The following is a 17831-nucleotide window of genomic DNA, read 5'->3' as shown; positions in this document are numbered from 1 at the left end:
GAAATGTTCATGTTTCCAAAAAGACAAACACACATGAACATTCCATATCTCCATTAAAAATCAAATAATATCGATATGAACGCAATATTTAAAAGCCTCATGGCAATGGTCTGTTTAACGGTCTTTATCACAGGCGCAAATGCACAACAAATTGCATCCAGTACAACAAAATTGAGCATGGGCAAGGTTGACCCTTACGAAATGCAGGTGACGTACAGCAAGACTTCGCACCTCATATTCCCGTCCGCAATCCGCTACGTGGATTTGGGCAGTGAATACCTGATTGCAGGCAAAGCCGAAGATGCGGAAAACGTACTGCGCATTAAGGCAAGCATAAGGGATTTTGACGAGGAAACCAATTTTTCGGTCATTACGGGCGATGGTCGGTTTTACAATTTCAATGTTTTTTACAGCCCCTATCCTGCAACGCTGAATTATGATTTGCTGACCATGCAAAAGTCATCGGACAGGGAAAACGGCAACGATGTTCTGTTTGAGGAATTGGGGGGCAATTCGCCGTCACTGGCAGGCTTGCTCATGGAAACGATTTACAAAAAGAATAAAAGGATTGTAAAGCATATCGGGGCAAAAAGCTACGGCATACAATTCCTGCTAAAAGGTATCTACGTCCATAACGGAAAATTCTATTTCCATACGGAACTGCGCAACAAAAGCAATGTTCCGTTCAACATTGACTTTGTGAATTTCAAGGTCGTGGACAAGAAAGTCGCCAAGCGTACTGTGGTACAGGAAAAGGCAATGAACCCGTTGCGTATGTACAAAACGCTCGGTGAAATAACGGGCAATACAACTGACCAAAACGTGTTCCTGCTTGACCAGTTTACCATCACGGATGACAAGGTTCTGATTATCGAAATCTTTGAAAAGAACGGGGGCAGACAACAGGTATTGCAGGTGGAAAACTCCGACCTCGTAAATGCTAAGCTGATAAACGATATGCACCTAAAGATTAATTAACCCAAAAAGAACGAATAATGATAAGATACATTTTTGCCGTGGTGCTTGCCATGCTAAGCATGACGGCGGTACAGGCACAGCGAATGCTCCCCAAACAAAAGGGATTGGAAATAAACGCAGGTATGCTGTCCAAAGAAATAAGAGAGAATTACTATCTGAATTTGACATTGACCGTGAACGGAAAGAACGGCAATTACTGGATATGGGGTGCGGAGTACACCCATCAGTTTTCCGGTTACAGGGATGTACAGATACCGCTCGAAGCCTATACGGGCGAGGTGGGTTACAGTCTTCAGCTATTGGGCGATGCGAGAAAGACCGTCACACTGAATGCAGGGCTTACAGCTATGGCAGGTTATGAAACCATCAACCGGAGCGAAGACATGCTACCCGACGGCTCGACTATCCTCGACAAAGACAATTTTGTTTACGGCACAGGCGGACGGCTCACGCTCGAAACGTACCTGTCCGACCGTTTTGTCCTGCTCCTGCAAGGGCGGACAAAAGTATTATGGGGTACGGATTTGAAACAGTTCCGTCCATCGGCAGGGGTTGGACTAAGGTTTAACTTTTAAAATTGATTTACGATGAAAATATTAATCAGAAAGTACGGGCTACATTTGCAGGCAATGTTCATGCTCTTGGCGATGTTGGTCTGCGCCGTGGTGCTGACCTCGTGTGAAAAAGACGAACTCGACATCAGGCAGAATTACCCTTTTGAGGTAAAGGTGATGCCTGTACCCAAAGAGGTAGCGAACGGACAGACCGTTGAAATACGGATTACCGTTCAACGGTCGGGCAATTTCAATGATGCGAAATACTACATCCGCTATTTCCAGTTTGACGGACAGGGAGCATTGCGCTATTACAGCGAACCGCCGTATATGCCCAATGACGTGTACCTGTTGCCACAGACACAGTTTAGGATGTATTACACCTCGCAATCCACCGTATCACAGTCGTTTGATATTTGGATTTCGGACAACTTCGGGAACGAAAAGCAAATAAGTTTCCAGTTTAACAGCCGTGATTAAAGACAGAAAATCCCGTCCAAAGTGACGGGATTTTTTCATTTTTTAAGCCTGCTATTCGTTGCTTTTTCGTAAATTCAAAGTGTCGAATTATAATAGCTATCGTTATGGGTGCATCACTGGTTTTAGGCATAATAGCATTGGTTTTGGGATTAGGTCTGCGTTACTGGATTAACCGCAGGAAGTTTTACAGACGTTGCCCGACCGGAGCGGAAGGCTTTTCATCGTATGAGAAATCCGTTATTATTAAAAGCTCTGAACGTTTGGGCAAATGGATAGCTTATGCTTTGATTATATTCGGTGTGCTTTTCCTGTGGAGTTATTCGAGACAGAAAAAGGCAAAAGAAAAAGCATCCCAAAATATGGAGATACAAAACCCACGATAAGTAACGATACAGTTTTTAAGGAACGGTATAGGTCTTTGCGGTCTGTGCCGTTTTTGTTTTACAATCTTCCCATGTTAAACCCAAATTGAAAAGGCGGATGGCTGTTGTATAAGAAAATCCACATTGTTATCTTTGTTATCAGAAAATATAAAAATCTTAAAGTGTTTTTGCTTTAAGTCTCGACATTTAAAACTGGTAATTTTAAACAATTCTCCGAGACAAATAAGTAAGAACGCTCATGCTATGGCGTGGGCGCTCGCTTATTCGGAGAGAGGCGTACCAGTGCCTTAATGTCGATAAGTGTAGTTGCCTGCGCTTTTTTATTATAGGCTTCGCTACTTTTAAAAACAGATATTATGGATACTGGAAAAGAAAACAAAAACAATGTCTGTGTAGCGGTCATAGATGACAATGCACAGCTTCGGGAAATGCCTGTAAAGCAACTTGAAAATTCGGGTTATACGGTATTATTCCAAACAGGTGATGGGCAGGATGCCCTCCAAAAACTAAAAGAGAACAACAGATTGCCAGATGTCTGTCTCATTGAGGAAGATTTTGCCACGGCTAAAGTTTTGCTCGAAAAGCATCCCGATTTGAAAGTCCTAATTTCAAGCACGGAAGACGACACCGAAAGCGTAACGGATATGCTAAAGGCAGGTGTTTCGGGATATATTCTGAAATTTGCAGACCCCGATGAATTGCGGACTGCCGTTAAGGCATTGAGCGAAAACAAAAAATATTTCAGTGTTGGGGTTAGTAGGATAGCAACGGAATATTTTAATGGAAATACCGGAGAGCATTATTGATGTAATTCCTAATCCCCATTTTCCTAATCATAATATTTCTTCTTTAGCCATAAACTTGCCCTCACCAATAGTATCAGTATAGGCACTTCTACAAGTGGGCCGATAACGCCCACAAATGCCTGTGGTGAATGGATGCCGAATACAGCAATGGACACGGCTATTGCCAACTCAAAATTATTCCCTGTGGCTGTAAAGGCGATGGATGCGTTTTTGTCGTAAGGAACATTCAATGACTTGTTGATAAAAAAACTCACGAAAAACATCAGCACAAAATAAATGATTAACGGAACAGCTATTTTTACCACATCCATTGGCAGTTCCAATATCTTATCGCCTTTCAGACTGAACATCAACACGATGGTAAACAGTAAAGCATACAATGTAATATGTGATATTTTAGGTACAAATTTTCGATTATACCATTCTATGCCTTTTGATTTTACAAGCGCATAACGGCTTATAAATCCTGCGAAAAAAGGAATACCCAAATATATCAGCACACTTTCGGTTACATCTTTCATGGATACGCTTACGTTGAAATCGGCTAAGCCTAATCTATTCGGTAATACGTTGATGAACAGCCAAACAAAGAAGCTGTACGTTATTATCTGAAAGATACTGTTCAATGCCACCAATAATGCCGTGTATTCCCTGTTCCCCTTTGCCAAATCACTCCATACGATGACCATTGCGATACATCTTGCCAAACCAATCAATATCAGACCTGTCATATAATCGGGTTCGTTCCGTAAGAACAGAACGGCTAAACCGAACATCAGTACCGTACCGATAACCCAATTCAGCAATAAAGATATGCCGATTACTTTGGTGTCTTTAAGTGCTTTGGGCAACAATGAATAGTCCACCTTAGCCAATGGTGGGTACATCATCAATATAAGCCCTATCGCCAAAGGGATATTGGTCGTGCCTACGGATAGGGCATCGGTAGCATTGGAAATGTTCGGAAAGAAATATCCCAAGCCTACGCCTGTCGCCATCGCAAGGAATATCCAAAGGGTAAGATAACGGTCAAGGAATTTTAATTTGGGTTGCATCGGCTAACTCTTAATCATTGAAAAAACATAGAACATTTCTGTTGCTATCTGTAAACTTCTTTCTGCATATACCTGTGCCTGTTCGGGTGAACCATCCGAAATCTTGGGGTCTTCAAATGTGATGGGTATTCTCTTTTCCGCACCTGCAATGAACGGGCATCCGCCGTCTGCCTGCGAACAGGTCATAATGGAGACAAATGCCGATGCAGGGTTGAAAGGGCTATCATATTTTTTGGAAAACCCGATGACTGGCAAGGCATTATCGCTGTATTTTAGGGCATATACAGGATTATCGGTTTCTGCAATCTTGAAAATAGTAAAACCTTGATTGGTCAATGTTTCTGCCACTTTCGGGAATAGTGCAGTTTCCTCTGTGCCACCCGAATAACAATGTACGCTCGGAATATTGAAATACGCACTTGCAACCTGCGCCCATATCTGTGCTAAATGGCTTCTGCGTGAATTATGGGTACAGATGAAATTGAGGTTTATATCCGCACCGCTGTTTGCTTTCTGCTGTACAAAATCTATCAGCGGTTGCAGTATCGTTTTGCGTTCCTCGCTTACGTTTTGGATGTCAATAATCCCCTTTATGGTTTCGACTAATTTCTTATACATGACGATTGGTCTTTAGTGTTTAGCAACATCCCGAATTAGGTGTACAGCACGTGCTGTTCAGCTCTGATAATTTTACTTTTTGTTTCTCCGCAGGAATACCGCAGGCATCACTTGCCAAGCAAGCTGTCTGCTTGTTCTTTAGGATGAAATGCTTACCGTCAAAGTCCAAGTCAAATTTGCCAATCGTTTCACTTTGGTATTCAACTTCGATTTCGGCATCTTCAATGCCCAATTTTTCTTCTGATAGCTTGATAATGTTCAATAGCTTGGTCGGCTTTAACCTGTGGTTGTAGTCGTTGGCATCCCACAATTGGAAGTTTACCGCTTTCTCTGTACGGATTACACCACCACAGTCAATAAAATGTTTGGTGATTTGTCCTATTTCCGTAACATGGAAATGTTCGGGAACAAAAGTTCCGTTCTCTAATTGGAATTCAACATTGTCCAATGTTGGCAGGATTTCTTTGATTTTTGAGAGTTTCATAACAGTACGATTTGAAAATTTACATTAAACTATATATTGCAATATAACGATAATAAGGGTCAAAAAATATTATGGACAGCAACTGTTTACTTTTACCTCTTGATTGAAAAACACATTAAATTCCGCTTGAATTTGTTTCCAAAGTTTCTCATCAATACAATAGCATACAGATTTGCCCTCGATTGTTCCCTGTATGATACCCATGTTCTTTAGCTCTTTTAAGTGCTGTGAAATGGTTGCCTGCGCCAAACCCAATTCATCAACCAAATCATTACAGATACAGGCTTTCTGATTGATGATGTATTGAAGAATGGCAACCCTTGCAGGATGTCCTAAAACTTTAAACAAAGAAGCCAATCTGTTCTGTTCGTTCGTAAATATTTCTGATTTTGTAAGTCCCATTATTCTTTTCTTTACATCGCAATATTACGATAATAATTTTAAACTTAAAAAAAATTCAGTGATTTTTTTAAAAGCAATCATAAACTTAGGTTTCTTTGCTACTTTCTTTTTCGTCTCAACTCATGAAAGAAAGTAGTCTATCTCGAATGCAATAAATGGAATAATAATTACATATTATCCCATTCTCTTTCAGTTTATTTTAATTTTAGTTTCATCATTATATCGGTCTGCTTGTCATCGCCCAATTTGAAAATATGTTTATCAAACTCAACAAAACCGTTTTTCTTGTAGAAACTAATCGCTCTGGGGTTTTCTTCCCAAACGCCTAACCAGACGTAGTCGGCATTCTTCTGTTTAGCGATGTTTATAGCTTTCTCATAAAGCACCTGCCCAACTTTTTTACCATGAAATTCTTTTAAAACATAAATACGTTCAATTTCAAGTGCCTTGTCGTCCTGTAATTCTGTTTGTGATTGCCCGAAGTTAAGCTTGAGGTAGCCGACTACGTTTTTGTCGACTATGGCAAAATAAAATTCTGCATATTTATCGCTCAATTCAGCCGTTAATTTTTCTATGGAAAATCCCTCGTTTAAATAATTAGTCATATTTTCTTCGGTATTTCCTGCCGAAAAGGTTTCATGAAATGTCTGCCTGCCTATTTGTTGCAGTTCCTCAATATGGTTTAATGTTACTTGTTCGATTTCTATTTGTTCCATTGATTTTCTTTATAAATTCAATTCAAAATTCAGCCAGTCGCTGTTTTCTTTTGCCCCTAATCTTTCATAAAATGTTATTCCTGCTTCATTCCACGGGGCAACTGTCCATTTTATCTGTTTGCAGTTATTGAGTTCAGCTTCTTTTTTCAAAGCGTTCATCAACTGTTTGCCAATTTTTTGCCCTCGATAATTTTCATCCACATACAGCTCTTTCATATAAATTGCAGGTCTATTTTGGGCGGTATAAGGGATAAAGTAATACACTAATATTCCTGCAATTTTATCATTGTCTTCTGCCACAATACAATAAAAATCGGGTGGATTTTTACGGAAACCTTTTTCTTTAACAATGTGAGGTGTAATTGCAAAAACATCAATATACTCTTCAAAAATTGCTAATTCTTTCATGAGTACCCAAACCTGCTCACTGTCTGCTTCAACTGCTTTACGGATTTTTATTATCGTATCAGCCATATACTTTGAATTTTTTTATCTAAAGGTCGGAATTTAGATTGACGAAGAATTTTACAAATGATAAAAAACATTTATGTCCGAAAAATTCTCGACAAATACTGGCAACCTATTTGAAAATGCAGGTAAGGAATAGCGGAGCGGAAGCATTTAACAAAGAAGTTGTTCCGCTTTCTGCAAAAAAGACTGTTACGGATCTGTCTTTTTTGCCCAACCGAATTTTAATAAAAATGGGAACGGCGCACCGTTCCCGAAAATTCAAGAATTATAAAATACATGACCGCTATCGCTCCAATAGTCACCGCTAAACAGGTCACGGGCATAAGCCTCATAATCGAAGTACGTTTTTGCAAATTCGGGTAAGTCCATTTGCTCTACCTGTTCATAGGCAAAATCTTCCTCGTCCTTGTATTCCCCTATATAGTCATTGTCAAAGTCGATTATTAGGTCATCAATATCGCCCTCGGATAGCTTATGGTGTCCGTTGTCGCACCATATTAGGAATGCCTCTTTTCGGGTTTCGTCCATATCTTCCAAAGCCTCCAAAACCTCAAATATGCTATCGCTTATCCAACATTCGCCGATTAAGCCGTTTGGGATGTTCTCGTAATCTTGAAACATAAATTCGGGGTCTTCCTCGTCATCGTGCAACTCCCTGCAAGCGTCGTAAAATTCGTCTTTGTCAGCATAGTCGGATAGCGTTAGCCACTCCCCGAAGATTGAACCGTCATTATATTTTGCGTATGTGCCGACATATACCCTTGCTTCCGATGTGTTTATTTGATGTATCATTTCTTTACTGTTTTGAATTAATTTTTTTGATTTATTCGGCAATGAGAGGTGGTGCTGTTGTTTTGTTTCAATACCATTTCCAATGCTTATATTCCTCATGCCTGACATTTTTTTTATTCGTGTAAAGAGCCGGAGTATGCTGTGTTTCGTTTCGGGAGCAGTTTAGGTTAGTGTTTAGGATGCACAAGGTTTTGGAAAACAAATACAACCCAACGGGTGGAGATTTTTTTTCAAACTTGCATGACCTTTTGCCTCCGTTAAGAACACGTCCAACCTTTGCTCCATGAAACGTGAACAACAGGCATACCCGCTTTTAGGCATAACCAAACGTGGAAGTAATGAGAATAGCATTGCCGAAATGGTTCTAAACAGGCATACTATGCCAAATAATTCAGCCAAACGACATAAACCGATAGTCACCCTATCTACGCAATAAGTTTGCTTGTAGCGGATTAAAACCGCTCTGTTTAACAAGCAAAATGAGTGAAGATGGAGAAAGAAAAAACGAATGATTTAACTCCCGAAAGAGTGATGCAAATCTTGAAAAAGAAAGGAACGGAAGTCGATTTAGAGGAAGCACAAGCTATTTTGGAGTTTGTCAAGAAGATAGCTCACATTGCAGTTAACCAGTATCTAAGAGGAAAACTTTAATCTAATGAACAAGGAAAACTGTTGTGATGAGAAAGGCAGATTTATACATACGTGTATCGACAGACGAGCAAGCGGACAAGGGATATTCGCAACGTGACCAAGAAGACCGATTAAGAAAATATTGTGAGATAAAAGGCATTCTGGTAAGGGATGTTTACATAGAAGACCATTCGGCAAAATCGTTCAAACGTCCGGAGTGGCAGAAATATTTATCCAACCTGCGTAAAACAAAGAACAACAAAGCGGGGTCAATAATATTATTTACCAAATGGGATAGGTTCAGTAGGAACGCAGGGGATGCGTACCAAATGATTAACCAGTTACGGACACATGGCGTTGAGCCTGTTGCGATAGAACAGCCCTTAGACCTTAGCATTCCCGAAAATAAAATCATGCTTGCGTTCTATCTTGCTTCACCGGAAGTTGAGAACGACAGGCGTGCATTAAACGTCTTTCACGGAATGCGCAGGGCAAAAAAAGAGGGGCGGTATATGGGTACTGCTCCATTGGGATATGCCAATAAGATAACAGAGGGCAAAAAAAAGTTTATTGCACCCCATGATTTTGAAGCACCGCTTTTAAAATGGGCGTTTGAACAAATCGTTTCCAATAACTTCAATACCGAACAGATATGGAAAATGGTTCGGGAGAAAGCCGATGGAAAAGGTCGGTTCAGCAAAAATAACTTTTGGGTAGCCATCCGAAACCCCTTGTACTGTGGCAAAATATTCATTCCTCCCTACAAAGAGGAAAAGGGATATTTTGTCAAAGGACAGCATGAGCCATTAATCAGCGAAAAGACGTTTGCGGATGTACAGGATATTCTCGATGGGAGAAAGAGGGCTGTAAAGCCTAAAATCGTGGCTATGGACAATCTACCGCTTAGAGGGTTTATTAAATGCCCTAACCCTAATTGTAATAGGATGCTCACAGGAAGTGCCTCAAAAGGCAAGATGGGCAATTACTATTACTACTATCATTGCACTTCCTCCTGCGGAGTACGGTTCAAAGCCGAAACCGCCAATGAGGCTTTCTTAAAACAGTTACGGTATATGTCGCCAAAAGAGGGCATGGTCGATGTTTTTATCGAAGCCTTTATAAAAGATTTCAATAACAAAACCAAAGCCCAAAATACCGAACGGGCAAATATCATAGGTGAGATTGATGCGTTGAACAAACGCTATCAAAATGCGCTTTTAAAAAATGCCGATGGAGAAATGGCCGATGACGATTTCCAAGAAGTAAAGAAATTGACCAAAGGAAAGATAGAGGTTTTGGAAAGAAGATTAAACGACTTGGCAGTAGTCGGAACGGAGATAAAAGATTTGGTAGCTTCTACCTTAAAAAAGGTTGCAAACATTGATAGACGCTATGAAAACGGCGATATTGAGGAAAAAAGGCTTATAGTGAGTTCGATGTTCCCCGAATTTTTGGAATTTGACGGAACACAACATCGAACTCCGAGGCTAAATTCTGCAATTGCTCTTATCTATCAGAATACCAGTAAATTACAAGGCAAAAAAAATGGGACAAGTCTATCTTTTTTAGACTTGTCCCAAGAAGTGATCCCGCTGGGATTCGAACCCAGGACCACTACATTAAAAGTGTAATGCTCTACCAGCTGAGCTACGGAATCAAACTTCTTATTTTCGAAGTATCCTTCGTTGTTTGAAGTGATGCAAAAGTAGAAAAATCATGCATTCAGTCCAAATTATTAACATAAAATTTATGTAGATCAGTAATAAATCATTGTTTATCAGTGAAAAAAAATATCAATTATTTTGAGCTTCATGGTTCTTGATGTCGAAAATAAGCTATCTACGGCAGTACAACATCCTTTTGGCTCCATTAATATCTTCCAAAATCTGTACTTGAGAGAATCCTTGCGCTTCTACAATCGCTTTTGTCTCGACGGCGAGGTATTGATTGATCTCAAAATACAGCGCGCCATCTGCCGCTAAGCATCTTGCTGCAAAAGCAGCAATCTCTCGGTAGAAAATCAAGGGATCGGATTCCTCCACAAACAAGGCGCTATGCGGTTCATGCTCGAGCACTTGGTTACTCATCTCCGATTTCTCTGTAGGCGTGATGTAGGGCGGATTGCTCACAATTACGTCATAAATTCTGCTTTCACCTTCCCACTTGCGCCAGTTTAGTATGTCAAACTGCGTGAAACGAACAGCTGCATCCAATTTCTCCGCATTGCGTTGCGCGACGGCCAAGGCTTCGGTCGAAATATCCATAGCTTCAACATTAGCATGTGGGAGTTTCTTTGCTAAGCTAATCGCAATACATCCGCTACCTGTGCCGATGTCTAGTACTTGCGCTTGCTTTCTGTATTTTTCTTGAGTGATGATGAGATGCACTAATTCTTCGGTCTCTGGGCGCGGAATCAAAGTGTGTTCATTTACCTCAAACTCAAATCCATAAAAAGGCGCATGACCTAAGATATGTTGTATAGGCATTTGCCCCTGTAACGCATTCAGCACACGCTGAAACTCGGCAAGTTGTAGATCATTCACCACTAGGTGCAAATTCATCTTCACCTGAAGTCTCGAGATAGACAATGTCTCAGCGGCGACGATATAGAAAAGACTGTCTATTTCCTCCGCCGGATAAATCTCAGCGAGATGTTGACCAAAAGTAGTGCGTAAAGAGTGAAGCGTTTGCATATGCAAACTTACGAAAGCCGATTCTTTTATTATTTATTGATGCGTATTTGATAGATTTGCTAGATGATACTGGATGAGTTATACATGCGTCGCTGTTTGCAATTGGCCGAAATGGGCGCCGGCACGGTAAGTCCGAATCCGATGGTGGGCGCTGTGGTTGTGCATAATCAGCAGATTATTGGTGAAGGCTATACTTCGCCTTACGGTGGTCCGCACGCGGAGGTAAATGCCGTTCAGGAAGTAATTGCAAAGTACGGCGAGGCTGATGCGGCACAGATGCTTAAAAACAGTACGATTTATGTGAGTCTGGAGCCATGTGCGCATTTTGGTAAAACACCACCCTGTGCTGATATGCTGGTGCGTTATCAGTTGCAAAAGGTCGTTATAGCATGTCAAGATCCATTTGCTAAAGTGAATGGGGCAGGAGTACAGCGCTTGCAAGATGCCGGAATAGAAGTTGTATTAGGTGTTTTGGAGCAGGAAGCTCAATGGTTGAATAGGCGATTCTTCACACGCTTGTCGCAACATCGACCGTATGTTATTCTTAAATGGGCGCAGACAAATAATGGTTTTTTGGCTTCGCTCGAACCCAAACAACAGTGGATCTCCAATAGCGCCAGTCAACAATTGGTGCACAAATGGCGTGCAGAAGAAGATGCCATCTTGGTCGGCACGCGAACTGCGCTGATCGATAATCCGGCTTTGACCGTGCGTGATTGGGAGGGAAGCCATCCGAAGAGAGTATTGATCGATAAAGATCTTTCGGTGGCGGCTGATTCTGCGATTCTTAATGCTGATGTCGAGACGTTTGTCTTTAATGCGCAGAAAACCGATTGGAGCACGCATGTCAAGTACATCGAATTAGAGAATTTTGACCTTTATTTGCCACAAAATATCCTATATCAGTTGCATCTGATGGATGTGCAATCCATAATTATCGAAGGTGGCTCGAAGACCCTCCAAATGTTTATCGATGCAGGATTGTGGGATGAGGCACGGATATTTTCGGCTGATTTCGCATGGGAAAACGGCTTACCTGCACCAATCGTAAATGGCAGACTCATAGAGAGATTGCAGGTCGGGAGCGACAAACTAGAGATTATAAGTAGATCTTGATTTCTTTTTGATTAATTTGTTTAATTTTAAAGGTGAAATATCCGGAGGAATTAATACAAGTTTTGTGGAAATGCCGTCTTTATGCCAATGCAGCGATTCGGTGCGTTGGCGGTGAACAGGTGCAGGTTCTCTCTCCGGGAATCTATAATCGGGATGCGGGTCCTGACTTTCTACAAGCAAAACTTCGCATCAATAATCTTTTGTGGGTGGGACATGTGGAGATTCACTGGGATGCAAAAAGTTGGTTTGCACATCGGCATCAAGATGATCTACGCTACGACAATGTGATCCTTCACGTTGTTTGGGAAAATGAATGTGAAATACGACGGAAAGATGGCACGATCATTCCCACGCTTCAACTGAAAGATTATGTTTCTGCAGATATTTTAAAGCAACATCACCACCTTCAGCAATCGCGTGCATGGATACCTTGCGCCGATCAACTACAAGATGTTCCATTGCATATAAAGCTCCAAATGCTGGATCGCATGGCGAAGAGCCGTCTTGAAGCGAAAGCAGCTGAAATATCGCTGCTATTAGTGCACTACAAAAACGATTGGGAGAAAGTGACGCAACAGTTATTCGCGGAGTCATTCGGTATGCGGGTGAATAAGCATGCATTTTCACAATTAATTGCTTCGTTGCCGGCAAATATCTTGGATCGCTATCAAGGAAAGCGAAAAAAGTTGGAAGCATTACTATTTGGGCAAGCTGGTTTGCTTTCGCAAGATCCTTCAGACAATTATGCCGCCGAGCTGCATGATCAATATGTATATTTGCAGCAGCTTTATCAGCTCAGGCCAATGTCTTCGCATGAGTGGCGCTTCTTGCGCATGCGACCCGCCAACTTTCCGACAGTTCGTATAGCACAGTTAGCTTCCGTTTTCTCGGAAATGACGCGCATCTGCCAGTTGATCGTATCCACTGAAAATCTTCGGGCTTTGCAACATTATTTCGTAGATATATCCACCTCTGAGTATTGGTCTACGCATTATATCTTTGGAAAAGTCGTAAAAAAGCATGCTGTGCGCATCACGTCGACTTTTCTAGACCACATTGCTATTAATTGCTTCGTTCCGATTCTCTATGCTTATGGACATCGCCATGGCGATGAATCGTTGCTAATGCGCGCGATAGACTGGCTCAACCAAATACCGGTGGAGCAAAACACCATTACTTCTCATTTTGCGAAAATCGGCCTATCGGCGCAGCATGCCGCGGATAGCCAAGCATTGATCCAGTTGCATCGTGCGTATTGTGAACCCAAGCAATGTTTATCCTGTGCTATTGGCATACATTTGTTGGGACGGACAAGATCATAAGGTCAAGATTTCTCCTAATTCTTTAAAACCCTTATCAAAAGCGATATCTGCTGCAGTTAAACCCTGACCTGTGCGCGATGCCACATCTGCACCTTGCTCCAACAGGATGATTATGATCTCGATATTGCCATGCTGCGCCGCCAGATGTAATGGCGTAATGCCACCTTGTTGTACCACGTTTACCTCTGTGCCTGCTTCCATAAGGAGTTTTGCGATGGCTGTATTGTTGGCACTCAGTGCGGCATGTATTGGAAATACGTTGAAACCGTTTTGCGAGGAAATATTGGGATCGGCATGATGCCTTAAAAGAAGTCGTACTATAGTTTCGTGCCCAAAATGTGCCGCAATACCTAATGGTGAAAAACCATTTGTGGATATCTCATTGACGACATCAGGTTTTTGAGCGATCATTAATTCTAATTGTTCGGCATAGCCTAATGCACATACTTCGTGGATGTTGATATTCTTGAGGTATTTGAGAATGACTTGAATGATCTGGTTTTTGCGGTAATAACAGGCCAGTAAAAGAGCCGAAACCTGATGACTCGTTAACACATCGAGCAGTTCAGGCTGCCGGGATAGCAGCATATCTAGGTCTTGAAAATTCCCTGTTTCGATATATTCCTCTAAAATAATGATGCTCATGTCGAGAAAAATTAATTTTTACGAAAAATTCATTTTTGATTCAAAATAATGAATATATCGTAATGTTTTGTTTTAAGTTTTTAAAAAATGTTATTAGTGCAACGATTGCTTGATATAATAACTTAAATTGTAAATCCAATTTTTTTAACTGAAATTGTGGTTTTTTCGCCACAAAAGTAATGTAGTGTCGTTATTGGTATTGTTTATTATCATAAAATAACTACTTTTGTTATGCCCCTCCCAAGGGCATGTTTTTCATAGGTAGATGTAGGGTCGATTAAGTTCTTATTCGGCCCTTTTTTTTATTTTTGATCCCAAGATATACAAAATCAAACGAATGAGCAGAAAAATAGTTGTTGCGATTACTGGCGCTAGCGGTGCATTGTATGCCAAAGTCTTATTGAATAGTCTGGTACAGATGAAAGAGCACGTGAGTGCCATTGGTGTAGTGATGTCGCAAAATGCTAAGGACGTATGGAAAGTGGAGCTGGGTGATGAGTCTTATCAGGATTATCCGGTCACTTTTTACGATCGCAATGATTTCTATGCGCCATTTGCTTCTGGTTCGGCTGGTTATGATACCATGATTATTTGTCCGTGCTCGATGGGGACGATGGCGCGTATTGCACAGGGAATCTCCAATGACCTGACTACCCGTGCTGCCGACGTGATCTTAAAAGAACGTCGAAAACTGGTGTTGGTAGCACGCGAAACGCCTTACAGTCTGATCCATCTGAATAATATGACAACGATTACGCAGTCGGGTGGAATTATCTGTCCTGCAAGTCCATCGTTTTACAGCAACCCCCAATCATTAGAGCAATTGATTAAAACAGTGACCGATCGCGTGCTGAATTTAGTCGACTTGCCAAGTAATGGCTATCAGTGGGGGAATTGATTTAGCATAGCTATAGGCAAATCTGATCCTATTTTGTACATTTGTTCTCCAATGACACTACTTAGATATTTGAAGTTGGAAAATCTACCTGAGTGCAGCCAGATCACATCTGGAAACCGTTTGATACAAGTTAATCAAATGGTGAATAAATTGTTTTATCCACATTACCTATTCACGTACAAACATACATGGCTACTGTTCTAATTACTTCAGCAGTGTTGGTATCGCCCGAGCATGCGCATCACCTTTCGGAGGTGGATGTATTGCTGGAGGATGGTATCATCAAATTTATTGGTAAGCAAAATAGCATTGATCGTGCTGACATTGAAGTGATCGATGCCAAGGGTAGCTACATAGCGCCAGGTTTTTTTGATTTGAATGCCAATTTTGGCGAGCCGGGATTAGAAACCAAAGAAGATTTGCAAACGGGTATTGCATCCGCAGCCGCAGGTGGCTTTACTGGCGTCGCGATCCACCCAAATACAAACCCGGCTATTTATACACGCTCGGAAGTGGCTTTAATAGTCAATCAAAGTCGTGGCGCAGTAGTCGATGTGCATCCTGTTGGGGCAATCAGCAAAAAACGCCAAGGAGAAGAGTTGGCAGAACTATACGATATGAAGCTGGCTGGTGCAATCGCTTTTAGCGATGGTGATCACAGTGTGCAACAGGCAGGCTTGATGAGCCGCGCATTGTTGTATTCCAAAGGATTTGATGGATTGATCATGGCGTTTGCTCAAGATGAGTCTATTGCCGGGGGCAACAAAATGAATGAAGGCGAGGTGAGTACGTACCTCGGCATGAAAGGTATTCCTAATCTTGCGGAAGAATTAATGGTGTCGCGCAATATCAAATTAGCCGCTTACCACGATGCCCGCATTCACTTCTCAACAATCTCTACTGCTGGAAGCGTCGACTTGATTCGCCAGGCGAAAGAAAATGGATTACAAGTGACCTGCGATGTAGCAGCACATCATCTGTTGCTGACGGATGAATCTGTCACAAGCTTCGATAGTAATTATAAAGTTAGTCCACCGTTACGTACACAGCAAGATGTAGATGCGCTACGCGAAGGACTGCGCGATGGTACGATCGATGCGGTGGTATCACAGCATACACCGCACGAGATCGAATTCAAGCAAGTGGAGTTTCATATTGCTGCAGATGGAATTGCTTCGTTGCAGACCGTGTTGCCCACGTTACTATCCGCTGGCCTATCGGCCGAAGAAATTGTAGACGTGCTAGCTATTCGACCACGTCAAGTGGTAGGATTACCTTTGCCAACTATGGAAGAAGGTGCGGTCGCCAACTTCGTCTTATTCGACCCAACAGCAAAATGGACGTACGATCAGAAAAGCAACCAATCAAAAGGAGCTAATAATCCTTGGTTTGGCAAAGAACTTGTTGGTAAAGTATTGCTAACAGCCAATAATAAACAACTTACACGTTACACAAAATAACACATCGATATGGATGCACATGTAAAGAATGCCTTGCACAATGCGCTACAGTATTTTGCTACGGTAGAAGAACAAGATTTTAGCGGTATTGAAACCGAACTTACGACAACTTTTGACGCGGATCTTCCATTTATGGACAAAGTCTCTAAGTTGGATGAAACATTTGATAATCACCCACGCTTTGAAGAGCTGCGTGAGTATGTCTTCGATTTGTTGATGATCAACTTCTTTGCCGAAGATGTACAGAAGTTAGAAGAAGATTATTTGGACTCCGAAGAGTGGGAAGCTATTGAAGAAGATACACTGGATCGCGGTAGCGAATTGCTTAATGTATTACTTTATCTAAAGGAGTGTGAAGATGCTGATGTTGAGCCATCTTTGGACGACTACTTAAAGGAGTTTTTACTAGTTGAGGAAGACGAATTCCAAGATGAGCACCGCATTTACGAAGAAGTGATTAAAAACCAAATTTTGGTAGAAAGCAGCTTTGGAGAAATTGCGAAAGTAGGCGCTAAGATTGATATAGAAGAAGAGATTAAAGATATCTTCTATCCCTTGATGTCGTTTTTCGCAGAGCCGCGTCCGGATCAAGCTGCTATCGAAGAATTTTTAGAACAAAGTGATCGCAAATCATTAGATTTGGCTATTTACCAACTAATTATTCAATTCAACAACTAAAACTATTTTTATGAGCAGTATACCCGTAGAGTCAACCGATCTAAAGAAACAAGCCGCTATTTACGGAGTGATTCTTGGTGTAATCAGTTTCGTACTAGGTATTATCACCCTGATTATCGGTGCCAATGCGACTGGTATTATGACGGTGTCTTTCGTGAGCATATTATTGGTATATGTAGTTCCTTTGGTGATTACTTGTCTACTTGCCGTGAGATTACGTCGCCAGGCGGGAGGTTATTGGGATTTTCGTACCGCGTTGAGCCATATCTTTATCGTGTTGGCAGTATCCGTAGTGCTATCTACTGTAGGCTCAAAAATTGTCAGCCAAGTAATGCCATCTTTGGAAGAGCGTGCTATCGATAACATGATGAATCTATCTATTGAATCACTAGAATCTATGGGTTTTCCGGATGAGCAGATCGATTCTACCGTAGAGCAATTGGAGGTACAGAAAGAAGGATTATATACTTTTTCTTTCGCTAACCTCATCCAAGCATTAGCGGTATCGCTTATCATGTATTTCATCTTAGCGTTGATCTTGGCAGCCATCTTCAAAAAAGAGCAACCCATTTTTGTAGATGATTCGGCGGATAATGCGCACCCTTGGCAAACGCCGCAAGATCCTACTAATTAATGTTTTTAGTTCTTGT

22 protein-coding genes and 1 tRNA gene are annotated in these 17831 nt (G+C 41.4%); 13 read left to right on the top strand and 10 right to left on the bottom strand.

Translation table 11 applies throughout. From position 1 onward, the window contains the following. Positions 1–75 precede the first annotated feature (75 nt). From traN to DC487_RS13185, 5 genes are all read left to right on the top strand, one after another. Positions 76–978, top strand: coding sequence for a conjugative transposon protein TraN (gene traN / locus DC487_RS13205; RefSeq protein WP_207774422.1), 903 nt, complete (start codon positions 76–78; stop codon positions 976–978). Between the two features lie 17 nt (positions 979–995). Then, on the top strand, positions 996–1553 hold the full coding sequence (locus tag DC487_RS13200; RefSeq protein WP_116776435.1) for a conjugal transfer protein TraO: 558 nt from the start codon (positions 996–998) through the stop codon (positions 1551–1553). 54 nt (positions 1554–1607) lie between these two features. After that, the gene (locus DC487_RS13195) at positions 1608–2012 is read left to right on the top strand and encodes a DUF3872 domain-containing protein (RefSeq protein WP_394341842.1); all 405 of its coding nucleotides are present in this window, start codon (positions 1608–1610) and stop codon (positions 2010–2012) included. 104 nt (positions 2013–2116) lie between these two features. Then, positions 2117–2395, top strand: coding sequence for a molybdenum ABC transporter permease (locus DC487_RS13190; RefSeq protein ID WP_116776433.1), 279 nt, complete (start codon positions 2117–2119; stop codon positions 2393–2395). Positions 2396–2751: 356 nt separating this feature from the next. Beyond that, complete coding sequence (locus DC487_RS13185) at positions 2752–3201, top strand: response regulator (protein ID WP_116776432.1); 450 nt, start codon at positions 2752–2754, stop codon at positions 3199–3201. A 23-nt stretch (positions 3202–3224) separates the two neighbouring features. Here DC487_RS13185 and arsB read toward each other — a convergent pair whose 3' ends face one another. The 7 genes from arsB to DC487_RS13150 all read right to left on the bottom strand — a co-directional run bounded on the left by arsB (position 3225) and on the right by DC487_RS13150 (position 7739). Beyond that, positions 3225–4256: an ACR3 family arsenite efflux transporter gene (gene arsB / locus DC487_RS13180; protein WP_116776431.1), complete on the bottom strand. Its 1032-nt coding sequence runs from the start codon at positions 4254–4256 to the stop codon at positions 3225–3227. A gap of 3 nt (positions 4257–4259) precedes the next feature. Continuing rightward, a complete protein-coding gene (locus tag DC487_RS13175; RefSeq protein WP_116776430.1) occupies positions 4260–4874 on the bottom strand; it encodes an arsenate-mycothiol transferase ArsC in 615 nt (204 codons plus the stop codon). A gap of 19 nt (positions 4875–4893) precedes the next feature. After that, complete coding sequence (locus DC487_RS13170) at positions 4894–5358, bottom strand: DUF6428 family protein (RefSeq protein ID WP_116776429.1); 465 nt, start codon at positions 5356–5358, stop codon at positions 4894–4896. Positions 5359–5427: 69 nt separating this feature from the next. Next, positions 5428–5760 (bottom strand): ArsR/SmtB family transcription factor, encoded by a 333-nt coding sequence (locus DC487_RS13165; protein ID WP_116776428.1) that lies wholly within the window; start codon positions 5758–5760, stop codon positions 5428–5430. Positions 5761–5954: 194 nt separating this feature from the next. Further along, a complete protein-coding gene (locus DC487_RS13160) occupies positions 5955–6476 on the bottom strand; it encodes a GNAT family N-acetyltransferase (RefSeq protein ID WP_116776427.1) in 522 nt (173 codons plus the stop codon). Positions 6477–6485: 9 nt separating this feature from the next. After that, positions 6486–6950 carry a GNAT family N-acetyltransferase gene (locus DC487_RS13155; protein WP_116776426.1) on the bottom strand — a complete coding sequence of 155 codons (465 nt, stop codon included), beginning with the start codon at positions 6948–6950 and terminating at the stop codon, positions 6486–6488. 255 nt (positions 6951–7205) lie between these two features. After that, positions 7206–7739: an antirestriction protein ArdA gene (locus DC487_RS13150; protein WP_165799090.1), complete on the bottom strand. Its 534-nt coding sequence runs from the start codon at positions 7737–7739 to the stop codon at positions 7206–7208. A 489-nt stretch (positions 7740–8228) separates the two neighbouring features. On the opposite strand from DC487_RS13150, the gene DC487_RS17265 reads away from it, so the two are divergent. Both DC487_RS17265 and DC487_RS13145 read left to right on the top strand, forming a co-directional pair. After that, positions 8229–8390 (top strand): hypothetical protein, encoded by a 162-nt coding sequence (locus DC487_RS17265; RefSeq protein ID WP_165799089.1) that lies wholly within the window; start codon positions 8229–8231, stop codon positions 8388–8390. Between the two features lie 26 nt (positions 8391–8416). After that, positions 8417–10000, top strand: coding sequence for a recombinase family protein (locus tag DC487_RS13145; protein WP_116776618.1), 1584 nt, complete (start codon positions 8417–8419; stop codon positions 9998–10000). On the opposite strand, the gene DC487_RS13140 is transcribed toward DC487_RS13145, so the two are convergent. Next, positions 9954–10026: transfer RNA gene (locus DC487_RS13140), tRNA-Lys, on the bottom strand. The genes DC487_RS13145 and DC487_RS13140 overlap by 47 nt on opposite strands. Before the next feature lie 178 nt (positions 10027–10204). Further along, on the bottom strand, positions 10205–11062 hold the full coding sequence (gene prmC, locus DC487_RS13135; RefSeq protein WP_116776425.1) for a peptide chain release factor N(5)-glutamine methyltransferase: 858 nt from the start codon (positions 11060–11062) through the stop codon (positions 10205–10207). Between the two features lie 63 nt (positions 11063–11125). Between prmC and ribD the strand changes: the two genes are divergently transcribed. Then, positions 11126–12178 carry a bifunctional diaminohydroxyphosphoribosylaminopyrimidine deaminase/5-amino-6-(5-phosphoribosylamino)uracil reductase RibD gene (gene ribD, locus DC487_RS13130; RefSeq protein WP_116776424.1) on the top strand — a complete coding sequence of 351 codons (1053 nt, stop codon included), beginning with the start codon at positions 11126–11128 and terminating at the stop codon, positions 12176–12178. Positions 12179–12210: 32 nt separating this feature from the next. Then, positions 12211–13500: a DUF2851 family protein gene (locus DC487_RS13125; RefSeq protein ID WP_165799088.1), complete on the top strand. Its 1290-nt coding sequence runs from the start codon at positions 12211–12213 to the stop codon at positions 13498–13500. On the opposite strand, the gene DC487_RS13120 is transcribed toward DC487_RS13125, so the two are convergent. Then, on the bottom strand, positions 13495–14145 hold the full coding sequence (locus DC487_RS13120) for an ankyrin repeat domain-containing protein (protein WP_116776422.1): 651 nt from the start codon (positions 14143–14145) through the stop codon (positions 13495–13497). The genes DC487_RS13125 and DC487_RS13120 overlap by 6 nt on opposite strands. A 337-nt stretch (positions 14146–14482) precedes the next feature. On the opposite strand from DC487_RS13120, the gene DC487_RS13115 reads away from it, so the two are divergent. The 4 genes from DC487_RS13115 to DC487_RS13100 all read left to right on the top strand — a co-directional run bounded on the left by DC487_RS13115 (position 14483) and on the right by DC487_RS13100 (position 17815). Next, a complete protein-coding gene (locus DC487_RS13115; RefSeq protein ID WP_116776421.1) occupies positions 14483–15043 on the top strand; it encodes a UbiX family flavin prenyltransferase in 561 nt (186 codons plus the stop codon). A gap of 188 nt (positions 15044–15231) precedes the next feature. After that, the gene (locus DC487_RS13110) at positions 15232–16503 is read left to right on the top strand and encodes a dihydroorotase (protein WP_116776420.1); all 1272 of its coding nucleotides are present in this window, start codon (positions 15232–15234) and stop codon (positions 16501–16503) included. Between the two features lie 9 nt (positions 16504–16512). Continuing rightward, positions 16513–17181, top strand: coding sequence for a hypothetical protein (locus DC487_RS13105; protein WP_116776419.1), 669 nt, complete (start codon positions 16513–16515; stop codon positions 17179–17181). Positions 17182–17191: 10 nt separating this feature from the next. Next, a complete protein-coding gene (locus DC487_RS13100; protein ID WP_116776418.1) occupies positions 17192–17815 on the top strand; it encodes a DUF4199 domain-containing protein in 624 nt (207 codons plus the stop codon). Positions 17816–17831: the final 16 nt, after the last annotated feature.

The organism is Sphingobacterium corticibacter, from assembly GCF_003076635.1.
GTDB lineage: Bacteria > Bacteroidota > Bacteroidia > Sphingobacteriales > Sphingobacteriaceae > Sphingobacterium > Sphingobacterium corticibacter.
The sequence above is the reverse complement of the archived record's forward strand: the minus strand, read 5'-3'. Positions and strand labels throughout refer to the sequence as shown.